This window comes from Nocardioides sp. (assembly GCF_024509035.1).
GTDB lineage: Bacteria > Actinomycetota > Actinomycetes > Propionibacteriales > Nocardioidaceae > Nocardioides.
In genome coordinates, this window is sequence record NZ_JANINT010000025.1 from 1 (window position 1) to 12,963 (window position 12,963).

Sequence of the window (12,963 nt, forward strand, 5' to 3'; positions counted from 1 at the left end):
GAGGTCGAGCTGGCCGGTGACCGGCACGATGCCGACGGCGAGCGTGCCGGCGGCACCGGCCATCAGCGTCTTGAAGACCTGCGCAGGCTCGAGGCCGAGCGCTTCGGCCGCCTCGAGGCCGTACGACGCGGCCCGCGGGTCGTGGGCGTACTCGTGGAGCGTGAACGGTGCCCCGGCCTGGGTCAGGGCGACCGTGGCCGGCGTGCCGCCGGAGGACTTCTTGGCCATCAGTTGGGCGACCACCTGGTGCGGGCCACGTCGGTGGCCGGCAGCGACGGGATGACGTTCATCGCGCGCAGCTCGCTGCGCAGGAGGTCGGTGACCAGGATCAGCCGGGTCTCGGGGCTCTCGGCCTCGAGCAGCGACTGCCGGTCGGGCATCGGCAGCGGTGCCAGCGCCGACAGCGTCCAGGACAGGTAGGTCGGGTCGCGGGGGAGCGCGCCGGAGTAGGGGTCGCCGCTCAGGTCGGCCAGCGCCGCGCGGTAGGCCGTGAACGCCACCCGGGCCTGCTCGAGCACCGTCTCCGCGACCGGCTTCTGGGAGTCCGGCAGCTCCGTCACGTGTCCCACGGGGAACAGACCCGAGGCGTCGAGCCGGTCGAGGCGGATGCGCTCCTGGCCGACCGCGATCACGTCGAAGGTGCCGTCGGGGTGCGCCTCGACGTCGGTGAGCTGCAGTCGGCAGCCGACCCGGTAGAGCGACTGGGCGCCGTGGTCGCCGACCTCGTAGCCCTCGCGGATCCCCACCGACCCGAACAGCCGCGCGGCCGGGTCCTCGATGCGCAGGAGGTGGTGGATCAACGCCCGGTAGCGGTCCTCGAAGACCGTGAGCGGCACGCTGACGCCCGGGAACAGCACCATGTTCAGCGGGAACATCGGCAAGGGGTCGGGCACGGTGCCAACGTAGTCCAGCCTCTGTCGCCGGTCGGGGACGACAGGCGGCCGCCCGTAGAATCGGACCCATGAGACGCATCGACCTGCGAGGAGCCGACCACTCCGTCGACTACCGCGCGGCGGTACCCCGCGCCGACTTCGACGTCGAGGCAGCGGTGCCGGCGGTCCATGCGATCTGCGAGGACGTGCGCATCCGCGGCCTGGACGCGATCCGCGAGCTGTCGGAGAAGTTCGACGGCGTGCGCGTCGACGACATCCGGGTCGCCCCGGAGGCGCTGGCCGAAGCCCTCGACCGGCTCGACCCCGACATCCGCGCGGCGCTCGAGGAGTCGATCGCGCGCCTGCGCGCGACCTGCACCGCCGAGCTCGAGCAGGACGCCGTCACCGACCTGGCGCCCGGCGCCCGGGTGACCCACCGGAAGGTGCCGGTCGGCCGCGTCGGTCTCTACGTGCCCGGTGGTCTCGCGCCGCTGGTCTCCAGCGTGCTGATGAACGTGGTGCCCGCCCAGACCGCCGGCGTCGAGTCGATCGCGCTCGCGAGCCCGCCGCAACGCGAGTTCGGCGGTGCCGTGCACCCCACGATCCTGGCCGCGTGCGCCCTGCTGGGCGTCGAGGAGGTGTACGCCGTCGGCGGCGCCCAGGCGATCGCGATGTTCGCCTACGGCACCGGCCCGTGCCGCCGCGTCGACCTGGTCACCGGACCCGGCAACATCTACACCGTCACCGCCAAGCGGCTCCTCAAGGGCCTCATCGGCATCGACTCCGAGGCCGGCCCCACCGAGATCGCGATCCTGGCCGACGACACCGCCGACCCGGCGTACGTCGCCGCCGACCTGCTCAGCCAGGCCGAGCACGACCCGCTGGCCGCTGCGGTCCTGGTCACGCCCTCGGAGCGGCTCGCCGAGGCGGTCGAGGTCGAGCTGGAGGCCCAGGTCGCCGCGACCAAGCACGTCGAGCGCATCCGCACCAGCCTCGCGGGCCAGCAGTCCGGCGTCGTGCTCGTCGACGACCTCGAGCAGGGTCTCGACGTCGTCAACGCCTACGCGGCCGAGCACCTCGAGATCCACACCGCCGACGCGTCGGCGTACGCCGCCCGCGTGCGCAACGCCGGGGCGATCTTCGTGGGCCCCTACGCACCGGTGAGCCTCGGCGACTACTGCGCGGGGTCCAACCACGTGCTGCCGACCGCCGGCTGCGCCTGCCACTCCTCGGGCCTGTCGGTCCGGGCGTTCACCAAGTCGGTGCACGTCGTCGACTACACGCGCGACGGGCTCGAGCAGGTCGCGCGCCACGTGGTGACGCTGGCCGAGGCGGAGGACCTGCCGGGCCACGGCGCGGCGGTGTCGGTGCGGTTCCAGCAATGACCTGGCCTCCTCTGCGCGAGGAGCTGCTCGGCCTCGAGCCGTACGGCGCCCCGCAGCTGGACGTGCCTGTCCAGCTCAACACCAACGAGAACCCCTACGGGCCCTCCGAGTCGTGTGCCGACGACATCGCGGCGTCGGTCCGGGCGGCGGCGCTCGGCCTCAACCGCTATCCCGATCGCGAGCACGTCGCGCTGCGCACCGCGCTCGCGTCGTACCTGTCGCGGGACACCCCGCACGGCATCGCGACCGAGCAGGTCTGGGCGGCCAACGGGTCCAACGAGGTGATGCTCCAGCTGCTGCAGGCTTTCGGTGGTCCGGGACGTAGCGCGCTGAGCTTCGCCCCGACGTACTCGATGTATCCCGAGTACGCCCGCGACACCTCCACCCGCTGGGTGCAGGGCCGCCGGGCGGAGGACTTCTCGCTCGACGTCGCCCACGCCGTCGACCTCGTGCGCGCCGAGCGACCCAGCGTGGTGCTGCTGCCGAGCCCCAACAACCCCACCGGCACCGCCCTGCCGCCCGACGCCGTCGGCGCGCTGTGCGAGGCCGTGGGGGAGCAGGGCCTGCTGGTCGTCGACGAGGCGTACGGCGAGTTCCGCCGCGCGGGCGTCCCGAGCGCGCTGGAGCTGCTGCCCACCCACCGCAACCTGGTGGTCACCCGCACGATGAGCAAGGCGTTCGCTGCCGCCGGGCTGCGGCTGGGCTACCTGGCGGCCGACCCTGCGATCCTGGACGCGATCAGGGTCGTGCGGCTGCCCTACCACCTCTCGGCGGTGACCCAGGCGACCGCGCTGGCGGCGCTGCGGCACGCTCCGGAGCTGCTCGGCAAGGTCGACGAGCTGCGCGTCGAGCGGGACCGCACCGTCGACTGGCTGCGGGCGGCGGGGCTGACGGTCGCCGACAGCGATGCCAACTTCGTGTTGTTCGGGACCTTCGCAGACCGCCATGCTGTCTGGCAGGGGCTGCTGGACCGGGGCGTCCTGATCCGCGAGGTCGGCCCCGACGGCTGGCTCCGGGTGTCGATCGGCACCGCTGATGAGATGGACGCGTTCCGCCAGGCACTGACCCACGTGATGGAAGAGGAATCATGAGTCGCACCGCACGCATCGAGCGCCAGACCAGCGAGTCGAAGGTGCTCGTCGAGGTCGACCTCGACGGCTCGGGGCGCCACGACATCTCGACCGGCGTGGGCTTCTACGACCACATGCTGACCGCGTTCGCCCGCCACGCCCTGGTCGACCTGACCGTGCAGACCGACGGCGACACCCACATCGACGCCCACCACACGGTCGAGGACACCGCGATCGCGCTCGGCCAGGCGCTGCGGCAGGCGCTCGGCGACAAGCAGGGCATCCGCCGCTTCGGCGACGCCACCGTCCCGCTCGACGAGGCGCTCGTGCAGGCGGTCGTCGACGTCTCGGGCCGGCCCTACTGCGTGCACACCGGTGAGCCGGAGGGCCAGCAGTACGTCCAGCTCGGCGGCACGACGCCCGCCTACCTCGGCTCGCTGACGCAGCACGTGTTCGAGTCGATCGCGTTCCACGGCCACTTCGCCCTGCACGTGCGGGTGCTGGCCGGCCGCGAGCCGCACCACATCGTGGAGACCCAGTTCAAGGCGTTCGCCCGGGCGTTCCGCGACGCCGTCGCGCTCGACCCGCGCGAGACGGGCATCCCCTCCACGAAGGGCGCTCTGTGAGCACCCCACGACGTTCTCCGGTTCCCCCGCTTCGCTCCTCCACCGGACAACGCCGCGGGAACCCCGCATGAGCCGTCCGACCGTCGTCGTCCTCGACTACGGCTCGGGGAACCTCCGCTCCGCCGTGCGCGCCGTCGAGCGCGCGGGCGCCGAGGTCACGCTCACGGCCGACCGGGCCCTCGCCCAGGACGCCGACGGCCTGCTGGTGCCCGGCGTCGGCGCGTTCGCGGCCTGCATGGCCGGTCTGCGCGCCGTCCGCGGCCACGAGGTGATCGGACGCCGGCTCGCCGGCGGGCGTCCGGTGCTCGGCATCTGTGTGGGCATGCAGATCCTGTTCGAGCGCGGCGTGGAGCACGGCGTCGAGACCGAAGGCTGCGACGAGTGGCCCGGCGTGGTCGAGCGGCTGCAGGCGCCGGTCGTGCCCCACATGGGCTGGAACACCGTCGAGGTCCCCACCGGCACCACGCTGTTCCGCGGCATCGAGGACCAGCGGTTCTACTTCGTGCACTCCTACGGCGTACGCGACTGGACGTTGGAGACCCACGGCCGCACCCGGCCGCCACTGGTCACGTGGGCCGAGACCGGGCCGGCCGAGCACGGTGGTGACCGGTTCGTCGCGGCGGTCGAGAACGGCCCGTTGAGTGCCACGCAGTTCCACCCGGAGAAGTCCGGCGACGCCGGTGCCGCGCTGCTGCGCAACTGGGTCGAGTCGCTGCGGTGAGGGCGCCGTGAGCAAGGAGCGAGCGCGGCGTCGCGCGGAGCGCGAGCGGCAGGCGGCCGTGCTGGCCGCTGCCCGAGCCGCGGAGGCAGAGCGCCAGGAGCGGCGCGACGCGCGGCGGCGCGCGCTCACCTCGCGGCTCCCGAAGTTGCCGAAGCGCCCGACCGGCGCGCTCGCCCAGCGCCGCCGGCGCCAGAACGGCGCGCTGCTGGCCGGACTGCTCGCGTTCAACCTGCTGGCCTGGGTGTTCTTCGGCGAGTGGGAGATCCGGCTCGCCGCGTTCGTGGTCAGCGTGCTGGCCGCCCCCGTCTTCCACACGATGCTGTTCCGACGCACCTGAAGGGCACCATGACCGACTATCTCGAGCTCCTCCCCGCCGTCGACATCACCGAGGGCCGGGCCGTGCAGCTGGCGCAGGGCGTCGCCGGCTCCGAACGCGTGTACGGCGACCCGATCGCCGCCGCGATGCGCTGGCAGGACGCCGGCGCGGAGTGGATCCATCTGGTGGACCTCGACGCGGCGTTCGGGCGGGGCTCCAACCGCGAGCTGCAGGCCGAGATCGTGGGCGCGCTGGACATCCAGGTCGAGATGAGCGGCGGCATCCGCGACGACGAGTCGCTGGCCGCCGCGCTCGCCACGGGTTGCCGGCGGGTCAACATCGGCACGGCGGCGCTCGAGCAGCCGGAGTGGTGCCGCCGGGTCATCGCCGAGCACGGCGACCGGGTGGCGATCGGGCTCGACGTCCGCGGTCGCACCCTGGCCGCGCGCGGCTGGACCCAGGAGGGCGGCGACCTCTACGAGACGCTGGCACGCCTGGACGCCGAGGGCTGCGCGCGGTACGTCGTCACCGACGTCAACAAGGACGGCATGCTGCAGGGGCCCAACCTGCAGCTGCTGCGCGACGTGTGCGCGGCCACCTCGGCGCCGGTCGTCGCGTCCGGGGGCGTGACGACGCTCGACGACATCCGCGCACTGATGGACCTCGTGCCGCTCGGCGTGGAGGGCGCGATCGCGGGCACCGCGCTCTACGAGGGTCGCTTCACGCTCGAGGACGCGCTCGCGCTGACCCAGGGGCCCGAGGTGAGCGGGGCGTGACGCTCGCGGTCCGGGTCATCCCGTGCCTCGACGTCGACGCCGGCCGGGTCGTCAAGGGCATCAACTTCAAGGAGCTCCGCGACGCCGGGGACCCGGTCGAGCTGGCCCGCACCTATGACGCCGAGGGCGCCGACGAGCTGACGTTCCTCGACATCTCGGCCTCCCACGAGGGGCGCGCGACCACGATGGAGATCGTCTCGCGCACGGCCGAGGAGGTGTTCATCCCGCTGACCGTCGGCGGGGGAGTCTCCTCGGTGGCCGACGTCGACCGGCTGCTGCGCGCGGGAGCCGACAAGATCGCGGTCAACACCGCCGCGATCAACCGCCCCGAGCTGGTGGCCGAGATCGCCGACCGGTTCGGCAACCAGGTGCTCGTGCTGTCCGTCGACGCCCGGCGCGTGGCGGGCACACCGTCGGGGTTCGAGGTCACCACGCACGGTGGGCGAAAGTCGGCCGGGCTCGACGCGATCGAGTGGGCCGTCCGCGCGGCCGAGCTCGGCGCCGGGGAGATCCTGCTCAACGCCATGGACGCCGACGGCACCCAGGACGGGTTCGACCTCGAGCTGATCCGCGCCGTACGCCGGGAGGTGAGCGTCCCGGTGATCGCCTCCGGCGGCGCGGGCGCGGTCGAGCACTTCCCGCCCGCCGTCGAGGCCGGAGCCGACGCCGTCCTGGCCGCGACCGTCTTCCACTTCGGCACGCTGCGGATCGCCGACGTCAAGCAGTCGCTCGCCGGCGCGGGCTACCCGGTGCGCTGATCCGGGTCGGGCCGCTGCCTGCCGCCGCTCGCACGCACCTGACGCAGATGTCGCCGCCCGGCCGGCGCGGCGGCAGATGCGTCTGGTGCGTCGCCCACCCACGGGCAACGCGAGATTGCCCATATGGGCAGGGTCGGCGATTCGTCTGCTCCGTCCTCGTCGGCCCACCTAGGATCCAGGGGTTGTCGGGGGATGAGAAGCAGGGGGAATCGGGTGCTCGCGCGTGCAGTCCTCGTCAGCAGGGCCGTGGTACTGGCCTTGGTCCTGGCCGTGGTCGTCGGTCAGCTCTCGGCGGCCCCCGCGGCCGCGGAGCCGTCGTCGTTCACGCCACGCCCGGGCCCGACCTGGAACAACCCTCGGGGCGACTACACCGCGCGCAACGTCAACATGGCGAAGGTGCGCAACACGATCGACAGCGTGCCGCGCAACGGAGTCATCCAGATCGCGGTCTACTCCTACAACCGGCGCGACATCGGCGATGCGCTGATCCGCGCCTGCAAGAGGCGCGTGTCGGTGCAGCTGGTGCTGAACGACAACTCGATCGGTCGGGAGGCCGGGCGCATGATGCGCTACCTCGGCACCGACATCCATCCGAAGTTCAAGGACAAGTGTCACCCCCGGAAGTTCGGTCCGAAACGCAAGCCGTACCCGGTGCCGAGCTTCTTCAAGGTGTGCAAGGGCGCCTGCCGCCTGGGCAGTGAGCGGTCCAACCAGCACTCCAAGTTCTACCTGTTCTCCGCCAGCGGCAACGGCAAGCCGGTCGTGATGTTCGGGTCGAACAACCTGATGAGCTACGCCGCGAACGTGCACTGGAACGACCTCTACACGGTGCTCGGCAACCAGCAGATGTTCGACGACTTCAGCAGGATCTTCGGGCAGATGGCCCAGGACCAGTGGCGCCCCAACCCCTACCAGGTGGTGCAGGACGGCCCGTACACCGTCGAGTTCGGGTCGGACCCGCGCGCCACGGGGACCAAGGACCATGTCTACGAGCGGCTCGACAAGGTCGGCTGCCGCGCCCCGGCCGGGTACGGCGACGGCGGGCACACGGTGATCCGCATCATGATGTACGGCTGGGTCGGCGACCGCGGCATCCAGCTCGCGAAGAAGGTCGCGGCGCTGTCGCGGTCCGGGTGCCGGGTCCGGGTGCTGGTCAGCGGTGCCGGGCGCCGGGTCCACGGGATCCTGCGCGGCGCCGGGGTGGCCCTCCGCAGCTCCGCGCTCGACCTCGACGACGACCCCCTGACGGGCTTCGACGAGACCGGATGGGAGGTCTTCTCACACGAGAAGTGGATGTCGCTCTCCGGCCAGTGGGCCGGCAAGCCGTTCAAGGGCGTGTGGACCGGGTCGGAGAACTGGTCCAACGTGTCGCGGTTCAACGACGAGGTGACGGTGAAGGTCCCGTTCGCGTCGGCTCTGGCGGCGTACGCGAGCCACTTCGAGTACATCTGGAACAACCACAGCGCCTGAGCTGGCTGCTGCCTGAGCCGATTACGCTGCGCCCGTGGGAGATCTCGGACCCGTCCCCTGGCCGCCGGCCCCGATCAGGACACCGCACCTGGTGCTGCGCGCGTCCGAGCCTGCGGACCGAGCGCTGGTCATCGACCTCTACTCCTCGCCCGACGTGCACGCCTTCCTCGGCGGTCCGCGCCCGCGCGACGAGCTCGAGCGGGAGGTGCCACCGGTGCCGGGACAGCGAGCCGGCTACTTCGTCGTCGACCTCGACGCAGCGGCGATCGGGACCGTCAGCATGACCCGGCGCGACCCCGAGCGTCGTGGACACCTCCCGGGAAGCGTGGCCGAGGTCGAGCTCAGCTATCTCTTCCTGCCGGAGACCTGGGGACGCGGCTATGCCACCGAGGCCTGCTCCGCGGCGCTCGGCTGGCTTGCCGACGTGCTGCCGGGCGAGCCGGTCGTGCTCTGCACCCAGACCGCCAACGAGTCGTCGATGCGGTTGGCGGAGCGGCTCGGGTTCAGCGAGGTCGACCGCTTCGAGGAGTTCGGCGCCGAGCAGTGGTTCGGGGTGCGACACCCGGACCCCGTCGGACGTCTGCGACCCTGACCGGGTGACGTCGATGTCCCGGCCCGCCCGATGGCTCGCTCCGCTGGCCGCCGACCTGCTCTGCGTGCTCGCGCTGGCGATCGGGGGCAAGGACACCCACGACGCCGACCAGTCCGACTGGGTCGTGCTCGTCATCGCGTGGCCGTTCGCGCTCGCGGCAGCGGCCGCCCACGCGGCGCTCCGTTCCCGCGGGCGGTCCACGACGCGGGTCTGGCCCGAGGGGGCGGTCGTCGCGGTCGTCACCTACGCCCTCGGGATGGTGCTCCGGGCCCTCGCCGGCCGGGGCCTGGCGCCCGGGTTCCTGGTGGTCGCGGGCCTGTTCCTCGCGGCCACGATGCTGGGCTGGCGGCTCGTGGCGCTGCTCGTGCGGCGGCGGTCTACGTCAGCGGCTCGAACGACGAGGTGAAGTGCCGCAGGCTCCTCGGCTCCTCGACGATGCGGTAGCCGGGCAGCTCCTCGGCGTGCGCGGCGACCTCCTCGCACACCTCGATCACGTAGTCGATGTGGCTCTGGGTGTAGGTCCGGCGCGGGATCGCCAGTCGCACCAGGTCCATCGACGCCGGGGCCTCGGTGCCGTCGGGCTGCCGGCCGAACATCACCGTGCCGATCTCGCAGGAGCGGATGCCTCCGGTCTCGTACAGCGCGACCGCGACGGACTGGCCGGGGTACTGCAGCGGGTCGAGATGCGCGGCCAGCGCGCGGGCGTCGATGTAGACGGCGTGCCCGCCGAACGGGCTGAGCACGGGGATCCCGCGCTCCTGCAGCGCCTTGCCGAGGTACGCCGTCGACTGGATCCGGTAGCGGAGGTAGTCGTGCTCCACCACCTCCTTCAGGCCCTGGGCCAGCGCCTCGAGGTCGCGGCCGGCGAGCCCGCCGTACGTCGGGAACCCCTCGGTGAGGATGAGCGTGTTGCGGCAGGCGGCGGCGAGCTCGTCGTCGTTCATCGCCAGCCAGCCGCCGATGTTGCCCATCGGGTCCTTCTTCGCGCTCATCGTCATGCCGTCGGCCAGCCCGGCCACGTCGCGGACGATGTCGGCGACCTCCCGCGCGCCCTGACCCTCCTCGCGCTCGCGGATGAACCACGCGTTCTCGGCGAACCGGCAGGCGTCGAGGAACAGCGGCTTGCCGTAGCGGTCGCAGATCTCCCGGACGCCGCGCAGGTTGGCCAGCGACACCGGCTGCCCGCCGCCGCTGTTGTTGGTGATCGTGACGAAGACGCACGGCACGTCGTCGGCGCGGGCCGCGAGCAGCGCCTCGAGCGCCCCGAGGTCCATGTTGCCCTTGAACGGGTGCTGGGACGACAGGTCGCGGCCCTCCGGGATCGGGATGTCCAGCGCCAGCGCGCCGGTCGCCTCGACGTTGGCGCGGGTGGTGTCGAAGTGCGTGTTGTTGGGGACGACCTTGCCGGGGCCGCCGATCACCGAGAACAGGATCTTCTCCGCCGCCCGGCCCTGGTGGACGGGGATCACGTGCTCGAACGGGAACAGCTCGCGGACGGCGTCGGCGAAGACGTAGTACGACGGGGAGCCGGCGTAGGACTCGTCGCCGTGCTGGATCGCGGCCCACTGGTCGCGGCTCATCGCGCCGGTGCCCGAGTCGGTGAGCAGGTCGACCAGCACGTGCTCGGCGCGCACCTGGAAGAGGTTGTACGCCGCCTCCCGCAGGTAGCCGCGGCGCTCGGCGCGGGTGCTCATCCGCAGGGGCTCCACGGAGTGGATCCGGAACGGCTCGAAGATCGTGCGGAAGGTGGGCTCGTCCATGCCCGCCATCGTGGCGCAGACACGCCCCGCGCGGGCCCAGATGCGCGAGGTCGCGGGCCTAGGCTGGCTCCGTGGCCTCCCGCACCCGCGCGGCGACGTACGCGCGCCGCCGCCAGCGCCGGATGGCCGCCGTCGCCCACGACCTGACCGACGCGCAGTGGTTCGCGCTCCTGGAGGCGTGGGGCGGCTGCGCCTACTGCGGCAACGAGGCGGCCGCGCTGCAGAAGGACTGCATGCTGCCGATCTCGCGCGGGGGCCGCTACACGCTGACCAACGTCGTGCCGGCCTGTGCCTCGTGCAACGCCAGCAAGTGCAACACCGAGGTGACCACCTGGCTGCGCCGCAAGAGGCGCGACGACGGCGCGTTCCTGCTGCGGCAGGTGCAGATCGCACACGCGGTCGCCGCCGACCTGTCGACGAGCTGACCAGCCGGCACGTCGTCCTCCGCGGTGACGAGATCACGTGGTCCCGGTATCACCACCCGACTCAGCACCTCCTCACCGTCAGCGGCCGTCTCAGGGGTCGCACGACCAGGAGGGAACCATGAGTCTCACCGAAACCAGCGAGGTCTTCGTCGCCGTCGAGGAGTCGGCGCTCAACGACCTCATCACCGCGGTCTGCACGACCAGGCCACACCTGCTCCACTACGGCTCGCCGGCGTTCGTCCCCGCGTCGAGCATCTCCGCCACCCAGATGGCGCCGATCCCGTTCCCCGGCTCTCCGGGCCTGCAGTGGTCGGTCGAGCTGCGCACCCCGCGGCTCGACCTGTTCAAGCAGGACGACGCGCTCCCGCCCGAGCTGAGCCTCGGCGCGGGCCAGTTCAGCCTGTCGACGACCGTCCGGCTGTGCGTGGACTGTGCGTCGCGCGGCAAGGAGGATCGCCAGGACACCCACGACCCGGGGCACGACCACCCCGGCGAGGGGCCGAAGGACGATCCGAAGGATCCGAACCACGAGCACCGTGACGACCCGTGGCGCGACGACCGCGACGACTGGGGCAAGGCGCAGAACCCGATGTGCTGCCGGCTCGACGTCTACGCCGTCGGGCACCTGGTCAGCACCTGGGCGGACGGCCAGCGCGCGATCGGCTTCGCCGTGGACGCCGTGGAGATCGTCGACATCGAGCCGAACGCGCTGGAGTCGGTGATCGAGTGCCTGCTCACGATGGTGCTGCGCTCGGTGCTCGCCACGCTCTCGCTCCCCGTGACCGCGCTCGAGCTGGGCGCCTTCACCCTGACCCCCACCGTGGGTCCCCTGATCGACGTCAACCGGGTCCTGGCCCGCGGCGACTTCTAGGAGGCAGACATGTCCGAGATCATCGCCGCCATCGACGAGATGGCCGCCCAGCAGCTGTTCGACACCGAGGTCGCCGCGCTCGGGACCCAGTCCACGAGCGGCTCCTCCTCCCTGGGACCCTTCGGCGTCTCGTACGCCGTGAGCGGGACCCTCTCCAACGGGACCGTCGACCTCATCGCGCCGGCCACCGTCGAGATCGCCGACCTCAGGCTCGACTGGCACGTCGACCTGAGCTTCCAGCTGGACATCGGGGACTTCATCCCCGACATCCACATCCCGCAGGTGTGCGTCCACATCCCGTGCGTCGGCACCGTCTGCACGCCCAAGATCGACATCGTCTGGCCGACGGTGACGGTCCCCGTCTCCTTCGGCGACTACCTCTTGACGACCGTCGACCTCGGCGTCGCCCTCAGCCTGGCCGGCGGCGTCTGGAAGGTGGAGGGCATCGTGCAGGGCGTCCCGAGCCTGCAGTTCGGCGCCTCGACGGCCGCGCTCCTGGCCGCGATCGGCCTGGCGGTCTCGGCCGCCGTCGCCTGGGTGCCGCTCATCGGACCCTTCCTGGCGGTCTTGGCGGGCGCGGTCGTCGCGGCCATCGGCATCGCCGGGCTGACCGGCCTGCTCGGGCCGATCATCACGCCGTTCGTCTCAGGCACGCGGTTCCCGATCACCGAGGTCCCCGCGCTGTTCGAGGTGCTGCCCGCGTCCGGCCCGTTCGACCCGGCGGTCTTCGTGACGGTCGACAGCCTGGGCGCCGAGATCCAGCACAACCCACCCGAGGACGAGCTCGTCGTCCTCGCCGACATCACGGCCTGAGGAGGCTGCCATGACCGAGAACCTGGACAGCCGCGCGCTGCGCCACACCGACTGCTACGGCCAGCGCTTCATGAAGCCCGGCACCTACCCCTACGCGCTGATCCCGGCCGGCGGCGCCGGCGCGACCGCCGAGTTCCCGTTCGTCGTGGAGGTGGTCGAGAAGACCTCCAAGCGTGAGCGGGAGATGCACCAGACGGCCGTCACCGTCCGGTTCGTCAAGGAGCGCCACGGCGACTGCTGCGACGAGCGCACCGCCGACCCGGGCCGCTTCGTCCCGGACCAGGAGCGCGTGACGGTCGAGGCCGGGGACATGGTGCTGTGGAACTCACCCGACGCGGCCACCCGCCCGTTCGCCGTCGAGGGTCAGAAGGCGTTCCTGGGCAGCACCGCCCTGACGAACGAGTGCGGCTACACCCACGTCTTCACGACACCGGGGGAGCACGAGTACGCCGACGCGAACGGCTCCGGCCTGCGCGGCGTCGTGCGCGTGGCCGATCCGCAGGTGCGC

The 12,963-nt window shown here is 72.1% G+C and carries 16 protein-coding genes and 1 pseudogene; 14 read left to right on the forward strand and 3 right to left on the reverse strand.

Features of this window, described 5'->3' with window-relative positions:
* Positions 1-228: pseudogene (locus tag Q0L15_RS02625) on the reverse strand (Cys-tRNA(Pro) deacylase); the annotation flags it as partial.
* Positions 228-893, reverse strand: coding sequence for an LON peptidase substrate-binding domain-containing protein (locus Q0L15_RS02630; RefSeq protein WP_296602036.1), 666 nt, complete (start codon positions 891-893; stop codon positions 228-230). The pseudogene Q0L15_RS02625 and the gene Q0L15_RS02630, both read right to left, overlap by 1 nt.
* Positions 894-961: 68 nt before the next feature.
* Between Q0L15_RS02630 and hisD the strand changes: the two genes are divergently transcribed.
* The 10 genes from hisD to Q0L15_RS02680 all read left to right on the forward strand — a co-directional run bounded on the left by hisD (position 962) and on the right by Q0L15_RS02680 (position 8,992).
* Positions 962-2,257: a histidinol dehydrogenase gene (gene hisD / locus Q0L15_RS02635; RefSeq protein WP_296602038.1), complete on the forward strand. Its 1,296-nt coding sequence runs from the start codon at positions 962-964 to the stop codon at positions 2,255-2,257.
* Positions 2,254-3,348, forward strand: a complete 1,095-nt coding sequence (locus Q0L15_RS02640) for a histidinol-phosphate transaminase (RefSeq protein WP_296602039.1) — start codon at positions 2,254-2,256, stop codon at positions 3,346-3,348. Before hisD ends, Q0L15_RS02640 begins: the two co-directional genes overlap by 4 nt.
* Entirely contained in the window at positions 3,345-3,953 is a 609-nt protein-coding gene (hisB, locus tag Q0L15_RS02645) for an imidazoleglycerol-phosphate dehydratase HisB (RefSeq protein ID WP_296602040.1), read from the forward strand. The genes Q0L15_RS02640 and hisB overlap by 4 nt, the downstream gene beginning before the upstream one ends.
* 67 nt (positions 3,954-4,020) lie before the next feature.
* Positions 4,021-4,674 carry an imidazole glycerol phosphate synthase subunit HisH gene (gene hisH / locus Q0L15_RS02650; protein WP_296602042.1) on the forward strand — a complete coding sequence of 218 codons (654 nt, stop codon included), beginning with the start codon at positions 4,021-4,023 and terminating at the stop codon, positions 4,672-4,674.
* A 7-nt stretch (positions 4,675-4,681) separates the two neighbouring features.
* Positions 4,682-5,011 (forward strand): hypothetical protein, encoded by a 330-nt coding sequence (locus tag Q0L15_RS02655; protein WP_296602044.1) that lies wholly within the window; start codon positions 4,682-4,684, stop codon positions 5,009-5,011.
* Between the two features lie 8 nt (positions 5,012-5,019).
* Positions 5,020-5,766, forward strand: a complete 747-nt coding sequence (gene priA, locus Q0L15_RS02660) for a bifunctional 1-(5-phosphoribosyl)-5-((5-phosphoribosylamino)methylideneamino)imidazole-4-carboxamide isomerase/phosphoribosylanthranilate isomerase PriA (RefSeq protein WP_296602045.1) — start codon at positions 5,020-5,022, stop codon at positions 5,764-5,766.
* Positions 5,763-6,524 carry an imidazole glycerol phosphate synthase subunit HisF gene (gene hisF, locus Q0L15_RS02665; protein ID WP_296602047.1) on the forward strand — a complete coding sequence of 254 codons (762 nt, stop codon included), beginning with the start codon at positions 5,763-5,765 and terminating at the stop codon, positions 6,522-6,524. The genes priA and hisF overlap by 4 nt, the downstream gene beginning before the upstream one ends.
* A 246-nt stretch (positions 6,525-6,770) precedes the next feature.
* On the forward strand, positions 6,771-7,994 hold the full coding sequence (locus tag Q0L15_RS02670) for a phospholipase D-like domain-containing protein (RefSeq protein WP_296602048.1): 1,224 nt from the start codon (positions 6,771-6,773) through the stop codon (positions 7,992-7,994).
* A 34-nt stretch (positions 7,995-8,028) separates the two neighbouring features.
* Positions 8,029-8,586, forward strand: a complete 558-nt coding sequence (locus Q0L15_RS02675; protein WP_296602049.1) for a GNAT family N-acetyltransferase — start codon at positions 8,029-8,031, stop codon at positions 8,584-8,586.
* Between the two features lie 13 nt (positions 8,587-8,599).
* The gene (locus tag Q0L15_RS02680) at positions 8,600-8,992 is read left to right on the forward strand and encodes a DUF3054 domain-containing protein (RefSeq protein WP_296602056.1); all 393 of its coding nucleotides are present in this window, start codon (positions 8,600-8,602) and stop codon (positions 8,990-8,992) included.
* Here Q0L15_RS02680 and Q0L15_RS02685 read toward each other — a convergent pair.
* The gene (locus Q0L15_RS02685) at positions 8,964-10,346 is read right to left on the reverse strand and encodes a tryptophanase (RefSeq protein WP_296602050.1); all 1,383 of its coding nucleotides are present in this window, start codon (positions 10,344-10,346) and stop codon (positions 8,964-8,966) included. The genes Q0L15_RS02680 and Q0L15_RS02685 overlap by 29 nt on opposite strands.
* A 71-nt stretch (positions 10,347-10,417) precedes the next feature.
* Between Q0L15_RS02685 and Q0L15_RS02690 the strand changes: the two genes are divergently transcribed.
* From Q0L15_RS02690 to Q0L15_RS02705, 4 genes are all read left to right on the forward strand, one after another.
* Positions 10,418-10,771: an HNH endonuclease gene (locus Q0L15_RS02690; protein WP_296602052.1), complete on the forward strand. Its 354-nt coding sequence runs from the start codon at positions 10,418-10,420 to the stop codon at positions 10,769-10,771.
* 118 nt (positions 10,772-10,889) lie between these two features.
* The gene (locus Q0L15_RS02695) at positions 10,890-11,642 is read left to right on the forward strand and encodes a hypothetical protein (RefSeq protein WP_296602053.1); all 753 of its coding nucleotides are present in this window, start codon (positions 10,890-10,892) and stop codon (positions 11,640-11,642) included.
* Positions 11,643-11,651: 9 nt separating this feature from the next.
* Positions 11,652-12,455, forward strand: a complete 804-nt coding sequence (locus tag Q0L15_RS02700; protein WP_296602054.1) for a hypothetical protein — start codon at positions 11,652-11,654, stop codon at positions 12,453-12,455.
* A 10-nt stretch (positions 12,456-12,465) separates the two neighbouring features.
* Positions 12,466-12,963: hypothetical protein (locus Q0L15_RS02705; RefSeq protein ID WP_296602055.1), on the forward strand; the 498-nt coding region annotated here is incomplete at its 3' end.

Coding starts and splice junctions, on each gene's coding strand:
- hisB (WP_296602040.1), top strand. CDS start 3,345: ATGAGTCGCACCGCACGCATCGAGCGCCAGACCAGCGAGTCGAAGGTG.
- priA (WP_296602045.1), top strand. CDS start 5,020: ATGACCGACTATCTCGAGCTCCTCCCCGCCGTCGACATCACCGAGGGC.
- Q0L15_RS02695 (WP_296602053.1), top strand. CDS start 10,890: ATGAGTCTCACCGAAACCAGCGAGGTCTTCGTCGCCGTCGAGGAGTCG.
- hisH (WP_296602042.1), top strand. CDS start 4,021: ATGAGCCGTCCGACCGTCGTCGTCCTCGACTACGGCTCGGGGAACCTC.
- Q0L15_RS02640 (WP_296602039.1), top strand. CDS start 2,254: ATGACCTGGCCTCCTCTGCGCGAGGAGCTGCTCGGCCTCGAGCCGTAC.
- Q0L15_RS02680 (WP_296602056.1), top strand. CDS start 8,600: ATGTCCCGGCCCGCCCGATGGCTCGCTCCGCTGGCCGCCGACCTGCTC.
- Q0L15_RS02685 (WP_296602050.1), bottom strand. CDS start 10,346: ATGGACGAGCCCACCTTCCGCACGATCTTCGAGCCGTTCCGGATCCAC.
- Q0L15_RS02700 (WP_296602054.1), top strand. CDS start 11,652: ATGTCCGAGATCATCGCCGCCATCGACGAGATGGCCGCCCAGCAGCTG.
- hisD (WP_296602038.1), top strand. CDS start 962: ATGAGACGCATCGACCTGCGAGGAGCCGACCACTCCGTCGACTACCGC.